A 17379-nucleotide genomic window follows, 5' to 3' on the forward strand; every position below is an offset into this window, starting at 1 on the left:
ACATGTTGATTAACTTATTGGTGCGCTCAGAGAGATTCGAACTCCCGACCCCTTAGTTCGTAGCCAAGTGCTCTATCCAGCTGAGCTATGAGCGCGTCATAAGTAATCGTTGGCGGTGAGAGAGGGATTCGAACCCTTAATTTTGATTTTATTTTCTACATATAAACCAATTATTTATTGATATTTTTTATATAAAAATCATGAATATGGGAATTTTATAGGGAGTATCTCAATAAAATTATTTTTTTGATTTCGTCAAGTTATTTTTATATTTATCAATACTTTTTTGTTTAATTGACCATTTTGACACAAAAAATTTAATAATCAGTTTGTTTGATTGGTTCCGAGTAATAGAGTAATAAATAAAAAAAGTGCTTATAAAATTAAGCACTTACTTTTTGATTGGGTTGTAATTTTTAGGTAATTTTCAAGTCATAAATATTACTGGTTAATGTAGTTATTAATTTTAGTAAGGTAGTCGGGCATGTCATCTGCAATGAGTTTGCCATAGTGTTTGTAAATCATGGATGTATCTGTATGCCCAAGCTGATCTGCAATCCATTCTGGTGGAACTTGGCCACTTGATAAAAGTTGACTGGCAAAGGTGTGACGTCCTTGGTTGACTCCTCTTTTTCTGACATTGGTTTTGCGTAGATGTTTGTTCCATCTATAGCAGAGTTCGTGGTATTTGAAGTGGGTGTTTTGTTCCTGGTTGATCCATACGAAACGGACTTGTTCTTTTTTATAAGTTTGGTTATCTCGTTGCAATACGTTGATGATTTTGGGACTGTAGTGACCTGTAATTTTATATTGTTTACGCAATGCATCTATTGCAGGTTTCAGCAATTTCAATTCTCGTTTTCTACGACGGTTTTTGGTGACTCGGTAAATATTTTTGACAAACGAGCGATTGATATAGATTAGACCTTTATCTAGGTCTATGTCCTCCCATGCGATCGGAAGCTGTTCTGAAATAGAGAGACCTGTCCACATAATACATGGAAGTAAATTTTCGATATCTAGATCTGTGGGAGTATTTAAGATCAATGCTATTTCTGTTTTTGTAAATGGATCAGGTTCAGGACCATCAAGCTGTTGAATATTGATAGATTCAAATGGGTTATATGAAATCTGATGCTCATGTCGCCAGATGGCATGGATAGTGGCCAGGCGTGTGACCACTTCTCGGATCGTTTTTGGATTTAGGGTTTCTTTGAGTTTGTGAATCCATTTTTTTACTGAAACGGTATCTACATCTTTGGGGTGAGTTTTCCCCCATCGAGGTAGGACATGTATATTAATTTTACTGAGATAGTTATCATAGGTAATAGGTGCAACTTCCTTGACCGCTATTGTTTGCCATAATTTTGCATAATATGCGATTTGGTTCTTCTTGATATGTTTTGAGTTTGGAAAGTGTTTGCCCAAGTCGAATTGGTCGAGTTGGATCTCAAGTTTAATGAGATCCGCTAGTTTTTTTGCACGTTCGATATTTTCTGGGGTATGTGCCCAGTCGAGGGTTTCTTTGATGGGTGTTTCTGTTGATTTGGTTTTTATCCAAATTCGCATGGATTTACCACGTATTTCAAGTCCTGCAGACATAAGTAGACCTACATTTAAGTATTTTAAAGTATTGGGGATATTTTATGCGGTTGCACCTCCGATTGGAGGTGCTTTTGAGGTGATTAAAAGGTGTGGAATTATATAAACGGTAGCTCTTCGTTTTCGCTTATATTATGTCGTCCTTCAAATTCATTTTGCAGTGAAATTCGAAGATATGGTTCATCTGTTCTCTGCAGTAACCAACCTAAGTCATAATCATCCATGTCCTTGATCGCCCAACCTTTATATTTTCCATAGAATATGTGGGTTGGGTACCTTGCCTGTTCTGAAAATTCCCACAACTCTTCTAAACTGGTAATGTTCTTTTCACGAATAATTCGTGCTACCAGTGAGAAAGTAGTTTTACAATCAGTTAATGCTGAATGTGAATTGCGTAATCCACGTCTTGTCGCTTTGCGATCGGAACTAATGTGATAAGCCAAAGCCGTTAAATTATGCGCTTCCAATGTTGGCCACATATAACGCGCCATTGCCAGTGTACAAATTGCTTTGATGCCATTGGTTTCTGTCCCTGCACGATTGATGGCTGCAATGTCATAGTCAATATTGTGACCAATCAAGTATTTGACATCATCTTTAGGCATTTGAAACTTAGTGAATGATGGGCATTTTATCAAATCTTCATCGACAATATGGTGGACTGCCATTGCACCTAAACCGATAGGTTCACTGGGTTTGAAGCGTTTTTGGTACTCAAACATGGTCGGTAAAAATTCCTTTCTGCCAGATAACTCCCAAAAATATGCTTCCATCGCAGCTGCTTCGATAATATCGCCATGTAATTTGTGCGTTTCAGTGTCGAAAATCAGGGCTGTCATTAGCTTTGCTCCTGTGTATCAATAATATTTAAAATTGCACTCTCAGCAGCAGTGTAATGATCAAACCAAGTTGAAGGTTTGCCAGTTTCGTTGTACACAGTAGATGTTTTTTCATCACACATAGCATCACTAGCATTGGAAATAACTTCACGGATGTCCTTAATTTTCACCAAAACAAAATCTTTTGGTATTACATTTGCTTTAGCAGATTGCCAAAACTGCCAAAGTTGATGCGCCTGTGTTTTCATCCAAAATATTTCATTTTCGTTATTCACTGCATAAGCAAATGGATCTGAATTTGTATATGAGTTTGCCCAGCAAGCAACAATATGCGTTTTCATTGCTTCAGCTTTAAATACTTCAATTTCAGCCTTTAATTCTTGATTGACTTCCTCAATGATCATCACGCCACCTGCTCTATGTTTTGGCTTTTAAAAGATTTGATTGCATCATTGACCTTTTTAATGCCCTCTAATCCGCTATTTCGAATGACTTTTTTGACAAAGTTAAATTCTTTTAAACATTCATAGTTGGTAAAGCCTGTGACGCATGTCAACTTGGCATCAGATCTGACACGATCATAACCAAGTGGAACATCTGCCAATAAAATGGCATTCAGTTCGTCATTGATGCCTTTCCAACGGGTTTTTAATCCATGTCCACGATCGACCGCGAGAGTACTGCCGAATTTGAACTCATTAAATGACATTTTCGGCATTTGAAATTGCACCGGTACAGTCATCACATCGTCCGTTTCAGCGTTGTAGTAATGGCTGTCTACACCGAGATGCCATTCTTGATCCAAAGGGATGAGGATATTTTTCAGGCAAATGATGAGGTCACCGTGATAAACAGAGTAAGCAACATGCTCTGGTGTTTGTTCTGCATCTTGCAATCCAGTTTCTGTACGGTATTTGTCGATGACCGTGTTCACTTCATCTACACAAAATTCCATGCTGAGTGTGTATGGACCAACAGCAGCTGCATTTTGTTTTAAACGTTTGATGTTTGAGATTTTTTGTATATTTTTAGATGGTTTATTACGATAACCATTTAAGCCTGCAAGTTCTCTTGCATTGTATAATTGATGAATCATTGATTTTCTCCAACTAAATAAACAAATGTGGTGATGAATAGCGATGCTAGAACATTGATGAACATTGCATTTTTGAAGTTAAAGCTCATGCGGTATGTTCCTGGTCTTCTTCTCGCTTTTCTTGAATGCACTCTTCCAGATGTTGAATACATTCAGATTTGGAATTAAATGGGCCTTGCCAACAACCATCTAAATAAATGTCCCATTCCTGATCTTCTTTAATCCAATTCATTTGAACTTCACCAAAGTATGGAACATCGTGAGCCCACCAAACTTCATTGTCATCTGTGCCAAATTTAATTTTGGAATTTTGAGCGATCACTTCAGCCTTATAAATTTCTTCCGCATGTTTTATCAATGCTGATACTGGTGAGCCTTTCATAAACCATGTATGTCCGATCATGCAGTCACTTTTTAAGTTCAGGTTCTCCGTTGCATGATCCAACCATCCCAACCAACGTTCATTGGTATTTTTATCTGCAAAGTCATAAGGATGAGTTTCTGAACTAGGATGCTCAGATAAATCGTAAATTGTTCCTTTTACGAATGACTTTTTAAATAATTCTTTTTCCTGAAGAATAAAGTTTTTGTGCTGTTGTTCAGTCATTTTTTAGCCCTCAACCTGTTGCTGATCTAACTCACAACGGCATTTCCCAATTCGTGAATATTCAATTGGTCCTGGTGCATCGATAGGCGTAATTCCAAAGCGGTAAAGGTCATATAGCTTATTACCTGATTTCACCTGAATATCATCACCTGTTATTTTGGTGATAATACCTGTGTAAGCTTTTTGATTTACACTTACTAATCCACCACCTAATTGCTTAACTTGCTGTTGCATAAAGTTGACTTCATCATCAACTTTGTAAGACTCGAAGTCTGGAAGAATTAAGCCACCGCATTTACAGTGGTATTTTGAAATTTCTGCTTCTGCAGTTTGTACGTTAGAATCATGTTGCATTGTTTAGTCCTCCGACTGGGTGATGTAGCACATACGGAAGTGGCAGCTTTCGTATGTGCGCTTTCAATTAATGTTTAGAATTTGATTTGAAAATATCTGATTTTTCACCAAATACTTCTTCAAACATATCTTTCAAGCTGTTGCCTTTTGAATTTACTTTGTGAACATGTACCTCAACCGCTGCATCGGATAATGCCTCTAATAATCCTTTTAAACCTTTGATCAGTTCCGATGGATCTGGACGTTTCGAACGTTCTGGAAATTCAGGAAGGTTCAACTGATTGTAAAAATCCTCTACATACGCCCACTGATGAATTTGGCGAACATTGATATTTCCGTGCTGGGTATGCCAAGCATCGTGTTTATTGCAATATTCCGCACTGATGATGTCTTTATCTTTAAACACAACAATCAAAGGTTTATTGGCAATTGGCAGATCATCTGCTGAGTAAAAAACTTTCTGATGTGCAGGGATTGCTTCGATTTGAACTGTAAATGTTGGTGAATTGGATTCAGCTAAAATTGCATTGGCAAAGTTGTAAACACTGTCCAAAAATGAACCATTTTGGCTACCAACACCTTTTGGATAACCAATTTGTTTTAATAGCTCTTTACGTTCAATTGAATCGGGATTGACCAAACGTGTAGCTAAATAATTGGCAACTTCATCAGATACTGGCAAAGTGGCTTTCATACATGATGGTGTAGAAATATGTAGTTGATACATGGCTTGAGTCATGGTTTTTTCCTTAAAAATGGGATTAATCCCGTTGTGAAGTTGGTTTTTCAAAGACCCAACAACGTTTTGATTTACCATCGATTTTACTTGCCACCATTTTGTTGGCTTCGATAAAACGATAATGAATACTGTGACGAAGTGCGTGTTGCAGTTCGTTAAGATCTGGTAATGAATAACGATAATTGGCTGCAAGTTGATAAAGCTGAGCAAAATTAATCGCTACAAACTGCTGTGATTTGGCGTGATGATTGACATTGGATTCTTTATGTTCTGGAAGCTTAATTGCATCTTCCATTTCTTCGACCGTAGCCCAGAAGTTTTGCACAATGATTGGATCTGACTTAAGTACCTTGTCGCGGTTCATCGCCATTTCTAATAATTCGCCATGTACCTTTTTTTGCATATCAATTGAAATCAGGCTTTTGACTGTGCCTTGAGAATCTTTTTCAATAAGGACATGCATACATAACGCATCAAACAAAGACATGATCTGAGCGTGGTTATGAATAACACGGGAACTTTTTATACCGAATTTTTCATGATGTAAAAATTCATCATATTTCTGCATTCCCAAACGATAACTTTCTAATATTGCTTGTTCTTTTTCGACACAAAGTAGAATAAATTGGCTTATTTCTGACTGTTCATATTTTTCTAATCTTCGTGAGGCATAGAGACCTTTTTTAGACATTTGTTCTTTGGTGAATTTGTACTGAACAATACGTCCCATGACCGCTTCGGTCGATACAATTTCTGCGTTTTGGCTGATAACCAATGTGCCCATAAATGGTGGCTCATATGTTTCATTGCCTCCATTTTTTACACCCTTTGCACCCAATGAACCGTTGTCATACAAAGTTTTAAGAGCATTCCAGTCGAACTGTTTAACTACACCTTTATCACCTTCACGATCTGACTCAAGTAATACCATTGGCAAGTTTGATACTTGGCGAAATGAACGAAGTAAGCCTGCCATTGAAGACTTCACTGGATCTGTTCCTTCATAGCCTGAACGCCCCAAAAGCTTCCAAAGGAAAACTAAGAGTGTGGACTTCCCTGTTCCTGGTTCTCCGACCAATTCTACAAATGGAAATGATTTGTCCATGCTTCGGATCTGCTGTGCAAATAAACTACCGAAAAATGCAGTCAGAGCCACCATGCCACGAACGTCGTATGAATCGAGTAGATCTGTGACCCAAGAATGAGTGTAATCGCCTAAATTTGAATTGATATCTAGTTGAAATGGGGCACGGGCTTTTAAATTGGTTTTACGTGGCAGTTCGAAAAAATCTTCTTTATTAATGTCAAACCGTCTGCCGTTTTGAACTGCAACATCACCTAAAACATAGGTTTTGTGTTCTTTGTGATAGCCCACATAATTAATCAGTTCGACACGACGAATATCACGTAATTCTCTTTTTAGAAATGCAATGAGTTGTTTACTGTTACCCTCATAAAATACACCGGGTGCAATATGAGTTAAGCGATCGCCAAAAGGTCCTGCAGATGTGATTTGTGACGAAGTGAAAGTGTTTTTGATGCTTTGACCGCCTCGAGGGAAATCAACTTTGAAATAATATTCAGCTTCATCAATTTCTTTTTGGTACTGGTAATACAAACCATGTGGACGACACTCCATCATGATTTCGACTGATGATGCATGTTCTAATGCTGAATCACGACGTTCTGCGATTGCTAAATCTTTTTCTTCTTGTGCCCAGTCATCATTATCATCTGTGCCATTTAAACCTTTCATATAATCGTCGTATTTGTCCATATCTAACTTGAACCAATAGACTTGATTATTGAAGTCGAATGGGAAAGACTTCATTCCTTTGTGCTTGTAGATAAGTATGCCTTTATCCACAGCTTTTTCGGCTGTGATCAGTGCACCATAATATTTATAGTTTTCAATGTCTGAAAATTTAAGTCGATCTTGTTTGTAGAGATCGTTCCAGTCCTGCTTTTTGCGACCAAACGGTGGTAATGCAGCTGTACATTCAAAACCATCTGCTGTTGCTTTTTCGATGTTTTTTAATATGCCTGCATGCCCTGCAGGATCGTTATCTAAAGCCCAAACCAGTTTGGGTAAAGGTTTTTCCTGCTCTGCACACTTCTCAGCAATATGGTTTAAAAATATAGATGGATAGTTTCCAGCAGAAAGTTGTGAAAATGAAGTGATATCTGATAACCATAGTGCGATGGTGTCAAAAATGCCTTCTGTTATAAATATTTCTTTTGAATCGATATAGTTCGTGTTTGGTGTCGTCCAAGCATGACCACTTGATGACCATTTTTCTTTAAAATATGTTTTATGAAATACGCCTTGTTCGTCTAATACACGTTCCCACCATCCTTCATTACCTTCTTCATCTGTAATGGGAAAGCGTAAAGTAATGGTCGACATTTTAGGATTATATTTGACACGGTTTTCCTGTGAATATAATCCCTTCAATGCTTCCAGTGGAAATCCCCGACTTTCTTGTAAATAAGCATTGACGGTGCGTAATGGATCTTCTGGGGTAGGTTCAAAGCGTTTTTCCCATTTTTCAAATAGGTCTGGGAATAAGTCACGAACATGGTTTTCATGTCCACATTCGTTTTTACGTGGGCAGAAAACGACCCACGGTTCTTCAGCATGTGCCCATGCTGACGCTTCTTTATGACCACAGTCTGGGCATCTGCCACGTAAAGTAAAACCCTTTGCACTCGGCTTACGTTTAAAGCCATAGACACTTGATAATCTTTCTTCAATTAAGATTTGTGTTTCTGGGAACATCATTTTCAATAAACTGCCTTAAAAATTGTGACGGTGGCTTTTAATTTCTTGTCCTGCAAGTTTTGCAAGTAGTTCCTGTATCCGTTGCTTGGCAAGATACTCAAGGGTTTCTTCGATACTTTTAAAACCGAGTTCGGTTTGAACTTCCTGTACGATTTCTTTCTCTTTATCGCTTAATGCAATTTGCTGTTTTGGCATTTTTTCAGCTCCGAGAAAGGTGACCTTGTGCGCCTTTGGTTAAGTATTCATCTAGATTAAAATTGTCTATGTCTTCTGCAATGAGTGTTGCTAATGCTTGTTTCATGACTAGCTGACGCAAAATCACACCTGGTGGAAGTCCAGTCAGCTTTGAAACGGCAACGAATAATTGTGATTCGTCATCAGTTAGATTGACATTGAAACGATTGTCACGTTTTTGTTTTAAAGCCATGGGTTAGACCTCTTGTTGTATGTTGTTTTTGCCCAATGCGTAATAACGGGCAATAATGCCTGACTGACTGACACCCGTTTTCTTTCTTTCAGCTTCAATTTGTGCAGCTTCTTCTTTGGAAAGATAAACAACACAACGTACTCTGCCACCGTCTAGCTTTTCAGAACGTGTCGGATTAACAGGTGAATTATTTGTGCTCATACATTATCCTAGCGGTTATAGTGGTATGCTAAGGCACACTATAGCACAAATATTTAACCGTTCAATATTTTTAGGTGAAATTTATGTCCGATAATTTTGACGAGCAGTCAGCCGTCATCGCAGAACGTTTTAAAAATGAAATGTCAAAAAATAAATTTGCTGCGAAAACAACAAGTAGAGAAATAGGCGCGCATGAAAATACGTTGGGCAACTACATTCGTGGAAAAGTACCTGACCAATGGGTTTATTTGGCTAAATTGCATGAAAAAGGGATTGATATTCGTTATGTGATTCTTGGGATAGATCCCGACTATGCAGGTTTAACCAGTGAAGAAAGTTTATTATTAAAAGCCTATAGACAACTTAGTCCTGAAGCTCAAACTGCGCTGTTGGGTTTTACTAAAGTCGTGGCAAAAGAGTTAGAAAAATAATGTTATGCAGCCATAAAAAAGCCCACTTTTTACAGTGGGCTTTTGCATTTTATTCTTCCAGTGAATGCTGGACGATCTTTAATCTTTCCTCTAAATCCATGAGTTTGTAAACCAAGTCATTTTGTTTATAAATAACATCCTTGTTCTCACTGCCTATTTCCAGTGAATTTCTCCAGATACGAATTGAACTTAAAGCCATATCCAAATTTAATTCGGCATCATTCTCTATATGTTGCATATCTACCCCATTGGCAATTTGGTTTAATTGAAATTGCCAAACGGTGACTTCCGTTTGATTCCAAATGGGGCTTGTGACCTTATATACACCATTGAATTTAGGATAAACTAAATCATTAAGCGATTGTTTTAAAAGATTTATATCTATAGGTTTGTCTAAATGATCAGTTTTTGATATTTCCTGAATCAAATCATTGATTTGTTCGGGACAAATAGATAAAAAACCGCGCTGCGTGTCATGGTTAAACAAGATTTGAGAACGGACACAATGGTCAATCATGTTAAAAAACTGCTGACACAGTAACTGGCTTTTGTCGTTAGATGCTTCGACCCGATCTGCAATGGGGACGTAGGGGATAATGGATTCATTTATTTGTTCTGGCATGGCTTATTCCCCAATAAATAATAATGAGAATGTAAGCACAAATGTACTGAGAATAAAGCTGTTGGCAAGTAGGCTTTTGAAGAATTGTTGAATTTTACGTTGTTTGAGGCGTTTTTCATACGCTTCGAGATCGTATATAGGCGTATGTTCTTGAACTTGGATGATTGGCGCAGTTTTACGGACTTGAATTTGTCTTTTCATGACTAAAATTCCTTTGAGTAAGTTTGAAACCTACCCCCATTCTTTCCACGGAATGGTGGCAGACCGACAGGGGTGGAAATACCGTACTCAAAGAAACGGCCAGCCTTACGACTGCCCTGCCGATCTACCATGACAAGTCTAGCAGATACGACTTTTTTTAAGCAAAAAAAATCCGCTTAGAGCGGTTGTTTAATGCTCTTTGAGTAATTGGACAGGTTTCCACGCCTGTACTCAGATTTTGCTGAGTAAATACATGTTGCTCTATAGTGTGCTGTTATGTCAATATAGTGAGGTACTATTTTTTATAAAACAATGAATATAAAGAGGTTATTGTGGCAGAATTATTTTCTATATTGTTTTTTATTGGCTTAATTATTACTTGCGTTTTTATGGCAAAGCCAAGTTTGTCACAGTTTAAAAATAGACCTGCGCTGACACGTAAGAAAATCGCATTGTATGGTTTTGGCACCTGCTTAGTGTTGTTTGCATTGATTGGTGTTTTTGCGCCTAAGGCACCTGCGTCTACAACTGCTGTTGTGGAAAACATGGAAAAAGAAACGCCTGTAGTTGAGCCTAAGGCTGAAAAAGCAACTGATGTTAAGGTTGAGTCAAAAGAAAATAATCAAGAAAAAGAACTTGAAACAATTAAAGGATATAACAAAGCCATTTTAGCTGTTCGTAATCATGGGAATAATGTTTTAGAAATTGATTTGCCTGCTACTGAGGTTGCTTTTACTGATTTGGATTATATAGATCATACGAGTAGAACGACCCGTGATATATTGATCAAAATTTTAAAAAACCCACCAACACAACAGTTTTCGGCTATCCGATTTGTGATATTTGCTGACCTACGTGACCAATATAATAATAAGAAAAATGAGCCAATCTTCCAGTTAACTTATGATTATGCTGAAATCAAGAAAATTAATATTGATGCGGACTATGTAGACCATCGTTTATTTTTAAACTTTGCGATGTTTGGTCTGCGTAGTCCTGTAGCACATGAGATGTTTGAAGGTTGGTGTGCTAAAGATGATAATGCTGAAAAATCGGGAAGTTTCTGTCAATAGTTAAATAACACATGGCTAACAGGTAGTTTGAATAATGAATTTTGCTTATAAATCCACATATAGAATTAGAAGTTTCAGCTTAGAATTATTTATTTGGAATAAGGAAAGAATCGAAACAATTATTCAAATGCTAATCAAGATTAGCACTTATAAGCCTTTATTTAATTATTCTGAATATCGAAATATTCAAGAAAATAAATATTTATATGAAATTGATAATCATGAATTTAAAAAATGTATATTTTGTCTAAAAGATTCAAACCAAACCAGTTTTGAAAAAATTCCACACGTAATCCCTTATTTGTTAGGAAATAATTATTTATTGCATTATGAAGAATGTGATAAGTGTAATGAATACTTTGGTAATACACTTGAGTGTGAACTTGATAAATATGTTACTCCGCATCGAACCCTTAATAGATTAAAAAATAGATCTGGAAATTTGATTAGCACCAACCTTGGTAAAAATCGACAATTTAAATTCGACCAATCTAAAGAGACTTATACAGGGGATTTTTATGAAGATGAAATCACCTTTGCTGAGAACTCTAATATTGTCACATTCAAATTAAAACAAAATAAATATGTGCCAATGACTGTATATAAGTCTTTAATGAAGATCAGTTATGGATTATTACCGCGAGAACACTTAAATAATTTTGAAAAACTTAGACAATGGATTATTAATCCAGATGTTAACTTTAAGTTATTTTCACCTATGAACGTAGTAAAAACTCGCTTAGATGGTTTTAGTACATCTGTTTTGGATTTTATTATTCTTCATAAAAAAGTATCAAATTTAGATGAATTTAATGAAAATCTTCCTTTAAAAGAAGATTTTGAATATTTGGTTTTTTTTAGATTTGGGTCTATCGTTCTAGAGTTTCCACTTTTTACAGATCTTTGTTTTGAAAAGTTAAGTGTTTTAAAGGAAAAAAATTTACCACTCGAATTTAACTTACCAAATATTCCTAAACCAGGATACCCAACAAATCGTGAAATTATTGATTTTTCAGATACCATTAAAAAAAGTACATCTGAACCTATGTATTTCCAATATGATCGAGTTATCTCTGAAAAATTAGAATAAGAAATTTTCGGTCTAAATATCTAATCTATTAATCAGTTGTTTAGGATATAAGCCTTTAAAGACCTGCTGTTCAGGTTCCTGAGCCCATGAAGCTAAATATTGTTTACAGAAATATTCATCGCAGAATAAATGGGACACAGCATCGATATGATCATCATATTTTTCCCATGGTAATTCATCTTTTATAAATCTAAATCTTGGCAGGCGTTTAGACTTGAATGATTTTTTATAAAGTGCAAAGGATTGGTAGCAGACTCTGCGAATTCTTCGTTGTGCTACTTTTGGTATGTGCTTTGGATTGAATGGGAAATCGAGTTCGATATTAAATTTCAACTCAGGGATCTGTTGCTCTAATAATCGTATGATCCAATATTTTTTTAAGTGAAAACGTCCGCCCATGATCAAGCTATTATTAGAAAAGTGTCGGTAAATAGGATTTAGATAATTAATATCTTTCATAGCATTCAATCCCAACCTGAACTGGATGATGATCCACTGTCGCAACTGCTCGATGAGCTGTCACTCGAATAAGAACTGCCTGAGTCTGATGGTGCGGAAACAGATTCGTGATGATGACCTTGTATAGTTGGCTTTATTGGTTCAGATCTACACGCGTCATCACTTGCAGATGTTAAAAATGCTTGTTGCTGAAGTAGTTGTTGAGCATACATTTGTTGCTGTTGTAGATCATTTACAGCACTTGAATCCGAATCACGTCGAATTGTCTGCTTAATCGTGACATTTGAAACGGGTGTCTTTGGATATGTGTAATTTTTCTTAGTCACTTGTTGTGGCTTACAAATATGATTTGAAAAAAACCAATAACGTGTACCACATAATTTACATTGAGCCATGTAACATCTCCTTAAAGTACCAGGTAATAACTGGCGGTTTTGTTTTTGATACTCTTTACGGAATTGATCAATCAAACTTTTAAAATAATCCGCATGAATTTCCGTTTTTCCCATTTGCCGAGCTTTTATAAAGCTAATTCGTCCTCCATGTTTCAAATACAAACTTTCAACAGAGTGATCAGGCTTTGATCCAAGGTCACAACTAATACTTGTAGCAGTACCAATGGCTTTTCCGTTCATATAGACATTAAGATTTTTCAGTTTCGTAACCATCTGATATCCCTAAAACTTGATAAGAATTTAGAATTTCGGCTAATGCACCTTTAACAAGTTGCCAGTTGTCATTTGTTTGAAACTGCAAAGGTTCGGTATATAAACCTTCCGTGACAAAAGGAGTACCCAACACAAAAGAATGATCAACCTGAAAACCTTGCTCCTCCACAATCCAAATTGCGCCTTTCGAGCAGCTCACTGTATGAAACTGCTCAACCGCCATGTTGACTGAACAGCCTTTGGGAATAACACGATCGGAAAGTGAATATTTACGCTTGCCTGCAAAAGTTAAACCTTTGCCATTGTTCAATGGCGACTGATACATAAACCAGTCCATCGCCACAGATTCTGGTTTATAGTCAGGTGAACCCTTGTCCCAAGTCGCAACATGATCTGTCATCGTGCCTTTTAGAACCGTTAATCGGATCGGATAGCGGTGGGTGTGGTACTGGATCTGCGCAGGTTTAATCTTTTTATGTGCGATAAAAACACGGAGTAATTTGCCGTGTTCATTGCCTGCAATCACCAGTGAAAACAAGCCATCACAATGGACATTGTTTAAACTTTTACCCATTGTTTCAGATGTGGCGTTGAGTAACTTTTCTTTAAACTCAGTCAAATATTGAAAGTTACTTCCTTCTGCAGCATGTTGCATCATTCCTTTTCTCCAGTTGAATTTAACTGTTCAAACTCAGTCAACCAGTCCAAACGATTAAAACCGCCTTCACCTGAATTTGGATAAATGCCTGCTATAAAAAAGCCCTGCTCGGTTTCGGACTTTTTAAAAGTATGGGCAATGATGTTGACGTAAACACAACGCAGGTTTTTCACCTGTTCGTAGGCTTCGTGTGCGATCGGATGATCTGGAGTGACATTGATCATTTCTTATCTGCCTTAGTCACTTTAATAAAAATAATCAAAGCAAGCATGAAACCAACACCAAATATAAAACCTCGAATAAGCCATTCGAAAAATGCAAACCAATTAATTGAATAGTCAAATATCATTTGTAAATCCTATAGGCCATAAACAAATTTAAAAAATAAATAACCGTTGATAAGCGTTCCCAGCTCGAATGAAAAAAGTAAAAACTCAGCCATGACTTTGCCTTTTTGGTTTAATCACTTTTACAGAAGGAATATTGATGTTGGGATTTGCTAAAGCTGGTGGGGAAATTTGATGCTTGATTTCAAGGTTGGCTTGGCAAGTAAAGCCACAATTTATGTCTTTACACTGAAAATAAATAATCTTGAGCAATGGATGTGGTTGTTTGCTCGATCTAACGCGCAATGAATTTTTCTCACAATGAGGACAACACATTACAAAATTGGAGTATTCGCGTATTTCTGCCATTTCCCACCCAAAGAACATTTTTAAATACCATTGTAATTTATTCGGTGAAATATTTGTTCTTTATCTCTAATTTTTATACTATTTGTTTGGTTTTTCTTGTGTAGAAAAATTTCATGCAAAATGTGAAATGTAAGTGCTGTTTTAAGCTACTCGCTAAAATAGGCACATTTGATCGTATCGAGATCAAATGTCCACGTTGTAAAACGTTAAATAACTTCCAGAGCACCCCGAGTGCCTTACCTGAACGCCAAAATGAGCGTCACATCGAAACAGGTAAGATCGATGAGCAACACTTCTGTAATACCGCAATACAATCCTAAGGGTCACAGCTTTTCAGGTTGGCTAGGTGGAAAATCTCAACTAGCACGTACGATCATAGACATCATGCCCGAACATAAAACGTATGTTGAAGTGTTTGGTGGTGCAGGATGGGTACTGTTTAAAAAGACTGAATCGCCTGTTGAAGTGATTAATGACATTAATGACGATTTGATTAACTTATATCGTGTGCTGAAATATCACTTTGATGCGTTTTTAACTGAGTTTGAAAATACTTTATTTTCACGAACTGTTTTTAATGAAATGCGTAAAAATGACCGTGGCTTGACTGATATCCAACGTGCTGCCAAGTTCTATTATTTATTACGTTCAGCTTTTGGATGTCAATTGGACGGCTCGTTTAGTTATAGTCGTGACCGTAAAAGCCGTTTGAAACTCGGTGAGGATCTGCGAGCACATCTGCAGTCGATTCACACCCGGTTGCAAAATGTGGTTATTGAAAATGCCAGTTATGACTATGTGCTTAAACGTGTTGATGGTCCTGATACATTATTCTACTTAGATCCACCGTATTGGGACTGTGAAAATGTGTATGGCAAAGGAATTTGGTCGAAACAGGACTTTTATGATTTGAAAGATTACCTGGACAAAATACAGGGTAAATTTATTCTCAGTTTGAACGATACCCCTGAAGTTCGGGAACTGTTTCAAGATTATAAAATCCAACATAAGAAGATCCGTTGGTCTGTAAATAATAAAGCAGCGCATGAAGAACATAATGGGAATGAATTGATTATTACCAATTTTTAATTTTTAAAGGGTCGCATTTTGAATGTGACCCTTTTCATTATTTATTTTCGGATTGTGGTTGTTCTTTTTCCGCTTGCATGGCTTTATATTCTCTCGTTGCTGCAGTAGTTGCTGTCTGTTTGTTTTTATACAAATAGGTTAAACGCTTTGGTGTAGTTTGATCGCCCTGTGTAACCTTACCTGTGTTTTTTCCGTCTTTATAATACGCCAAAATCCCTGTGTAACTGCCTGAGTCATCGTCTACAAGTTCAGATAAATCATCTGAATCGGGTAAATAGACTTCAAGTTCAACGTCCGTCACAAAACCACTGTCTGCAGATAATGTATGTACCACACGAGAACCAAGCCAAATAATATCGTCTATTTCTGACTTTAAGCCCATAAACTGTACCTGCATTTCAGGAATGAGGTCAGGTTTACCGTAGGCCAGTTTATAACTGAATGTTGCTGACTTAGATTTAATCCGATTGAACTCTGACTGCGCCACACGTTTAGCAGATTTTTCATCTCGTTGAATATTTCGAAGTTCACGGGTGTTTTCGTCTGACATACCGACTGTAACTTTTTGGCGTTCGGCTTTGTCATTGTCATAATAAAAAACAGTTACGCCACTAACTTCATCTGCACCGTCCGTGTCTGACCAACGATGTGAGTCGCCCATATTACGTGTGATAAAAAATGTTGGCAGATCTAATCCTGAAATGGTTTTACTCTCACCTTTGGGCATAAATAATAAATAGCCGTTTTTAACGGTCGCAATCGCATCATGCTCGTCAGCTATACGTGTGATGAGGTTGGCATCAGATTCGTTTTGGTCAATATGTGCAAGTGTGATCTGCCCCAAGCTGTCATGAATAATGGCTTTGAGGTTTTGCTCACTGGCAATGGTATTGATAATATCTTCGATGGTTTTGTTGTCAAAACTGCGTTCTTTTTTCTTTTTAAATGTGGCTTTTAGGTCTGCAGCTGCGCCTCGAATAGTAAGAACGTCGGGCACACCTGAGTGCTCTCTCTCTTTGATGGTGTACTTGCCTTTGTAGACCAAGCCTTCATTGCTCCAACCAATCCATATTTCCATATCCGCACCTTTTGGCGGAATACCCAGTGAACCATCATGATCGGAAAGTTCTATCTCTACTGTGTCTGCTTCGATACCACGATTGTCTGTAATGGTTAGGCGCATTAAGCGTGTTTGAACCAGACCGCCGATGTCTACTCCATTGACCACGATTTTATAAAAAGCATGAGGGTAACTGGCATCGAGTTTGTTGCTGATAAAGTTGATGGCAGTACTGGCAAGACTGAGCAATGACATTTAAAGAATACTCCCCACTATTGATCCCAATACGTTGCCAATGAGTACACCTGCGGTTTGGGTTTTCTTTAATGTTAGGCTGAACTCCACCAGCCGTGGTTTACCATTTTTAAAGAAATAGGTTTGTGTTTCATTTAGCGATTCAATCACCCATAAGCCATAAATTTTGCCCGTACCTGAAATAAGCGGAAATGATTTGCCTGTGTCTGCCATCAAGCGCATTGCCGTCAATGACATAGGTGCACCAAACTCGGGTACAATCGAACCTTCAAGTGTAATGCTATCTTCACCTTTGCCTGCATACTGATATGCAGGCATGTCACCAACACGATTATTGCTGACATGATTCCAAGTATTACTACGTTGTAGGCTTTGGTAAGTAGCGGTTGGTATAGAAAATACAAACATGCCATAAATCATCATCATTTTTA

The 17379-nt window shown here is 37.2% G+C and carries 25 protein-coding genes and 1 tRNA gene; 5 read left to right on the forward strand and 21 right to left on the reverse strand.

Going from position 1 to position 17379, the window contains the following annotated elements; all coding sequences use genetic code 11:
• Nucleotides 1-18 precede the first annotated feature (18 nt).
• The 12 genes from F938_RS17855 to F938_RS17910 all read right to left on the reverse strand — a co-directional run bounded on the left by F938_RS17855 (nucleotide 19) and on the right by F938_RS17910 (nucleotide 8647).
• A tRNA-Arg gene (locus tag F938_RS17855) sits at nucleotides 19-95 on the reverse strand.
• Between the two features lie 346 nt (nucleotides 96-441).
• Nucleotides 442-1602: a tyrosine-type recombinase/integrase gene (locus F938_RS17860; protein WP_005034004.1), complete on the reverse strand. Its 1161-nt coding sequence runs from the start codon at nucleotides 1600-1602 to the stop codon at nucleotides 442-444.
• A gap of 98 nt (nucleotides 1603-1700) precedes the next feature.
• On the reverse strand, nucleotides 1701-2441 hold the full coding sequence (locus F938_RS17865) for a 3'-5' exonuclease (RefSeq protein ID WP_005034006.1): 741 nt from the start codon (nucleotides 2439-2441) through the stop codon (nucleotides 1701-1703).
• On the reverse strand, nucleotides 2441-2845 hold the full coding sequence (locus tag F938_RS17870) for a hypothetical protein (RefSeq protein WP_005034009.1): 405 nt from the start codon (nucleotides 2843-2845) through the stop codon (nucleotides 2441-2443). The genes F938_RS17865 and F938_RS17870 overlap by 1 nt, the downstream gene beginning before the upstream one ends.
• The gene (locus F938_RS17875) at nucleotides 2845-3537 is read right to left on the reverse strand and encodes a hypothetical protein (RefSeq protein ID WP_005034011.1); all 693 of its coding nucleotides are present in this window, start codon (nucleotides 3535-3537) and stop codon (nucleotides 2845-2847) included. The genes F938_RS17870 and F938_RS17875 overlap by 1 nt, the downstream gene beginning before the upstream one ends.
• A gap of 85 nt (nucleotides 3538-3622) precedes the next feature.
• Nucleotides 3623-4144, reverse strand: a complete 522-nt coding sequence (locus F938_RS17880) for a hypothetical protein (RefSeq protein ID WP_005034017.1) — start codon at nucleotides 4142-4144, stop codon at nucleotides 3623-3625.
• Between the two features lie 3 nt (nucleotides 4145-4147).
• Entirely contained in the window at nucleotides 4148-4498 is a 351-nt protein-coding gene (locus F938_RS17885) for a hypothetical protein (protein ID WP_005034019.1), read from the reverse strand.
• Nucleotides 4499-4565: 67 nt separating this feature from the next.
• Nucleotides 4566-5237, reverse strand: coding sequence for a hypothetical protein (locus F938_RS17890; RefSeq protein ID WP_005034022.1), 672 nt, complete (start codon nucleotides 5235-5237; stop codon nucleotides 4566-4568).
• 22 nt (nucleotides 5238-5259) lie between these two features.
• Nucleotides 5260-8019 (reverse strand): toprim domain-containing protein, encoded by a 2760-nt coding sequence (locus F938_RS17895; protein WP_005034025.1) that lies wholly within the window; start codon nucleotides 8017-8019, stop codon nucleotides 5260-5262.
• 15 nt (nucleotides 8020-8034) lie between these two features.
• A complete protein-coding gene (locus tag F938_RS17900; protein WP_005034027.1) occupies nucleotides 8035-8214 on the reverse strand; it encodes a hypothetical protein in 180 nt (59 codons plus the stop codon).
• A 4-nt stretch (nucleotides 8215-8218) separates the two neighbouring features.
• Entirely contained in the window at nucleotides 8219-8446 is a 228-nt protein-coding gene (locus F938_RS17905; protein WP_005034030.1) for a hypothetical protein, read from the reverse strand.
• A 3-nt stretch (nucleotides 8447-8449) separates the two neighbouring features.
• Nucleotides 8450-8647 carry a hypothetical protein gene (locus tag F938_RS17910; RefSeq protein ID WP_005034032.1) on the reverse strand — a complete coding sequence of 66 codons (198 nt, stop codon included), beginning with the start codon at nucleotides 8645-8647 and terminating at the stop codon, nucleotides 8450-8452.
• An 83-nt stretch (nucleotides 8648-8730) separates the two neighbouring features.
• On the opposite strand from F938_RS17910, the gene F938_RS17915 reads away from it, so the two are divergent.
• Nucleotides 8731-9078, forward strand: a complete 348-nt coding sequence (locus tag F938_RS17915; protein WP_005034035.1) for a hypothetical protein — start codon at nucleotides 8731-8733, stop codon at nucleotides 9076-9078.
• A 49-nt stretch (nucleotides 9079-9127) separates the two neighbouring features.
• On the opposite strand, the gene F938_RS17920 is transcribed toward F938_RS17915, so the two are convergent.
• Nucleotides 9128-9700 (reverse strand): hypothetical protein, encoded by a 573-nt coding sequence (locus tag F938_RS17920; RefSeq protein ID WP_005034037.1) that lies wholly within the window; start codon nucleotides 9698-9700, stop codon nucleotides 9128-9130.
• Nucleotides 9701-9703: 3 nt separating this feature from the next.
• On the reverse strand, nucleotides 9704-9901 hold the full coding sequence (locus F938_RS17925; RefSeq protein WP_005034038.1) for a hypothetical protein: 198 nt from the start codon (nucleotides 9899-9901) through the stop codon (nucleotides 9704-9706).
• 332 nt (nucleotides 9902-10233) lie between these two features.
• Between F938_RS17925 and F938_RS17930 the strand changes: the two genes are divergently transcribed.
• Together F938_RS17930 and F938_RS17935 are read left to right on the forward strand one after the other, a co-directional pair.
• Complete coding sequence (locus tag F938_RS17930) at nucleotides 10234-10974, forward strand: hypothetical protein (protein ID WP_005034041.1); 741 nt, start codon at nucleotides 10234-10236, stop codon at nucleotides 10972-10974.
• 34 nt (nucleotides 10975-11008) lie between these two features.
• Entirely contained in the window at nucleotides 11009-12064 is a 1056-nt protein-coding gene (locus F938_RS17935) for an HNH endonuclease (protein ID WP_005034043.1), read from the forward strand.
• A gap of 12 nt (nucleotides 12065-12076) precedes the next feature.
• On the opposite strand, the gene F938_RS17940 is transcribed toward F938_RS17935, so the two are convergent.
• The 5 genes from F938_RS17940 to F938_RS23960 form a co-directional block, all read right to left on the reverse strand.
• Nucleotides 12077-12523, reverse strand: a complete 447-nt coding sequence (locus F938_RS17940; RefSeq protein WP_005034045.1) for a hypothetical protein — start codon at nucleotides 12521-12523, stop codon at nucleotides 12077-12079.
• A 5-nt stretch (nucleotides 12524-12528) separates the two neighbouring features.
• Nucleotides 12529-13191: a hypothetical protein gene (locus tag F938_RS17945; protein WP_005034048.1), complete on the reverse strand. Its 663-nt coding sequence runs from the start codon at nucleotides 13189-13191 to the stop codon at nucleotides 12529-12531.
• On the reverse strand, nucleotides 13166-13849 hold the full coding sequence (locus F938_RS17950) for a hypothetical protein (RefSeq protein ID WP_010590765.1): 684 nt from the start codon (nucleotides 13847-13849) through the stop codon (nucleotides 13166-13168). The genes F938_RS17945 and F938_RS17950 overlap by 26 nt, the downstream gene beginning before the upstream one ends.
• Nucleotides 13846-14073, reverse strand: coding sequence for a hypothetical protein (locus F938_RS17955; RefSeq protein ID WP_005034052.1), 228 nt, complete (start codon nucleotides 14071-14073; stop codon nucleotides 13846-13848). Before F938_RS17955 ends, F938_RS17950 begins: the two co-directional genes overlap by 4 nt.
• Before the next feature lie 210 nt (nucleotides 14074-14283).
• Nucleotides 14284-14562 carry an Ogr/Delta-like zinc finger protein gene (locus tag F938_RS23960; RefSeq protein ID WP_322783453.1) on the reverse strand — a complete coding sequence of 93 codons (279 nt, stop codon included), beginning with the start codon at nucleotides 14560-14562 and terminating at the stop codon, nucleotides 14284-14286.
• Between the two features lie 95 nt (nucleotides 14563-14657).
• Here F938_RS23960 and F938_RS23965 point away from each other — a divergent pair, with 95 nt between their 5' ends.
• Nucleotides 14658-14864, forward strand: coding sequence for a Com family DNA-binding transcriptional regulator (locus F938_RS23965; protein WP_080740838.1), 207 nt, complete (start codon nucleotides 14658-14660; stop codon nucleotides 14862-14864).
• Complete coding sequence (locus F938_RS17960) at nucleotides 14827-15633, forward strand: DNA adenine methylase (RefSeq protein WP_004723889.1); 807 nt, start codon at nucleotides 14827-14829, stop codon at nucleotides 15631-15633. Before F938_RS23965 ends, F938_RS17960 begins: the two co-directional genes overlap by 38 nt.
• A gap of 37 nt (nucleotides 15634-15670) precedes the next feature.
• Here F938_RS17960 and F938_RS17965 read toward each other — a convergent pair whose 3' ends face one another.
• Together F938_RS17965 and F938_RS17970 are read right to left on the reverse strand one after the other, a co-directional pair.
• Complete coding sequence (locus F938_RS17965) at nucleotides 15671-16948, reverse strand: contractile injection system protein, VgrG/Pvc8 family (protein WP_005034054.1); 1278 nt, start codon at nucleotides 16946-16948, stop codon at nucleotides 15671-15673.
• On the reverse strand, nucleotides 16949-17374 hold the full coding sequence (locus F938_RS17970; protein ID WP_005034056.1) for a phage tail protein: 426 nt from the start codon (nucleotides 17372-17374) through the stop codon (nucleotides 16949-16951). It lies immediately after the preceding gene.
• Nucleotides 17375-17379 lie beyond the last annotated feature (5 nt).

The sequence above is a fragment of the Acinetobacter bereziniae LMG 1003 = CIP 70.12 genome (assembly GCF_000368925.1).
In the GTDB taxonomy this organism is placed as follows: domain Bacteria; phylum Pseudomonadota; class Gammaproteobacteria; order Pseudomonadales; family Moraxellaceae; genus Acinetobacter; species Acinetobacter bereziniae.

Bases quoted from the DNA above. Each gene is read 5' to 3' on its own strand.
- F938_RS17860 (WP_005034004.1), bottom strand. From the start codon at position 1,602: ATGTCTGCAGGACTTGAAATACGTGGTAAATCCATGCGAATTTGGATA.
- F938_RS17865 (WP_005034006.1), bottom strand. From the start codon at position 2,441: ATGACAGCCCTGATTTTCGACACTGAAACGCACAAATTACATGGCGAT.
- F938_RS17870 (WP_005034009.1), bottom strand. From the start codon at position 2,845: ATGATCATTGAGGAAGTCAATCAAGAATTAAAGGCTGAAATTGAAGTA.
- F938_RS17875 (WP_005034011.1), bottom strand. From the start codon at position 3,537: ATGATTCATCAATTATACAATGCAAGAGAACTTGCAGGCTTAAATGGT.
- F938_RS17880 (WP_005034017.1), bottom strand. From the start codon at position 4,144: ATGACTGAACAACAGCACAAAAACTTTATTCTTCAGGAAAAAGAATTA.
- F938_RS17885 (WP_005034019.1), bottom strand. From the start codon at position 4,498: ATGCAACATGATTCTAACGTACAAACTGCAGAAGCAGAAATTTCAAAA.
- F938_RS17890 (WP_005034022.1), bottom strand. From the start codon at position 5,237: ATGACTCAAGCCATGTATCAACTACATATTTCTACACCATCATGTATG.
- F938_RS17895 (WP_005034025.1), bottom strand. From the start codon at position 8,019: ATGATGTTCCCAGAAACACAAATCTTAATTGAAGAAAGATTATCAAGT.
- F938_RS17900 (WP_005034027.1), bottom strand. From the start codon at position 8,214: ATGCCAAAACAGCAAATTGCATTAAGCGATAAAGAGAAAGAAATCGTA.
- F938_RS17905 (WP_005034030.1), bottom strand. From the start codon at position 8,446: ATGGCTTTAAAACAAAAACGTGACAATCGTTTCAATGTCAATCTAACT.
- F938_RS17910 (WP_005034032.1), bottom strand. From the start codon at position 8,647: ATGAGCACAAATAATTCACCTGTTAATCCGACACGTTCTGAAAAGCTA.
- F938_RS17915 (WP_005034035.1), top strand. From the start codon at position 8,731: ATGTCCGATAATTTTGACGAGCAGTCAGCCGTCATCGCAGAACGTTTT.
- F938_RS17920 (WP_005034037.1), bottom strand. From the start codon at position 9,700: ATGCCAGAACAAATAAATGAATCCATTATCCCCTACGTCCCCATTGCA.
- F938_RS17925 (WP_005034038.1), bottom strand. From the start codon at position 9,901: ATGAAAAGACAAATTCAAGTCCGTAAAACTGCGCCAATCATCCAAGTT.
- F938_RS17935 (WP_005034043.1), top strand. From the start codon at position 11,009: ATGAATTTTGCTTATAAATCCACATATAGAATTAGAAGTTTCAGCTTA.
- F938_RS17940 (WP_005034045.1), bottom strand. From the start codon at position 12,523: ATGAAAGATATTAATTATCTAAATCCTATTTACCGACACTTTTCTAAT.
- F938_RS17945 (WP_005034048.1), bottom strand. From the start codon at position 13,191: ATGGTTACGAAACTGAAAAATCTTAATGTCTATATGAACGGAAAAGCC.
- F938_RS17950 (WP_010590765.1), bottom strand. From the start codon at position 13,849: ATGATGCAACATGCTGCAGAAGGAAGTAACTTTCAATATTTGACTGAG.
- F938_RS17955 (WP_005034052.1), bottom strand. From the start codon at position 14,073: ATGATCAATGTCACTCCAGATCATCCGATCGCACACGAAGCCTACGAA.
- F938_RS23960 (WP_322783453.1), bottom strand. From the start codon at position 14,562: ATGTTCTTTGGGTGGGAAATGGCAGAAATACGCGAATACTCCAATTTT.
- F938_RS23965 (WP_080740838.1), top strand. From the start codon at position 14,658: ATGCAAAATGTGAAATGTAAGTGCTGTTTTAAGCTACTCGCTAAAATA.
- F938_RS17960 (WP_004723889.1), top strand. From the start codon at position 14,827: ATGAGCAACACTTCTGTAATACCGCAATACAATCCTAAGGGTCACAGC.
- F938_RS17965 (WP_005034054.1), bottom strand. From the start codon at position 16,948: ATGTCATTGCTCAGTCTTGCCAGTACTGCCATCAACTTTATCAGCAAC.
- F938_RS17970 (WP_005034056.1), bottom strand. From the start codon at position 17,374: ATGATGATGATTTATGGCATGTTTGTATTTTCTATACCAACCGCTACT.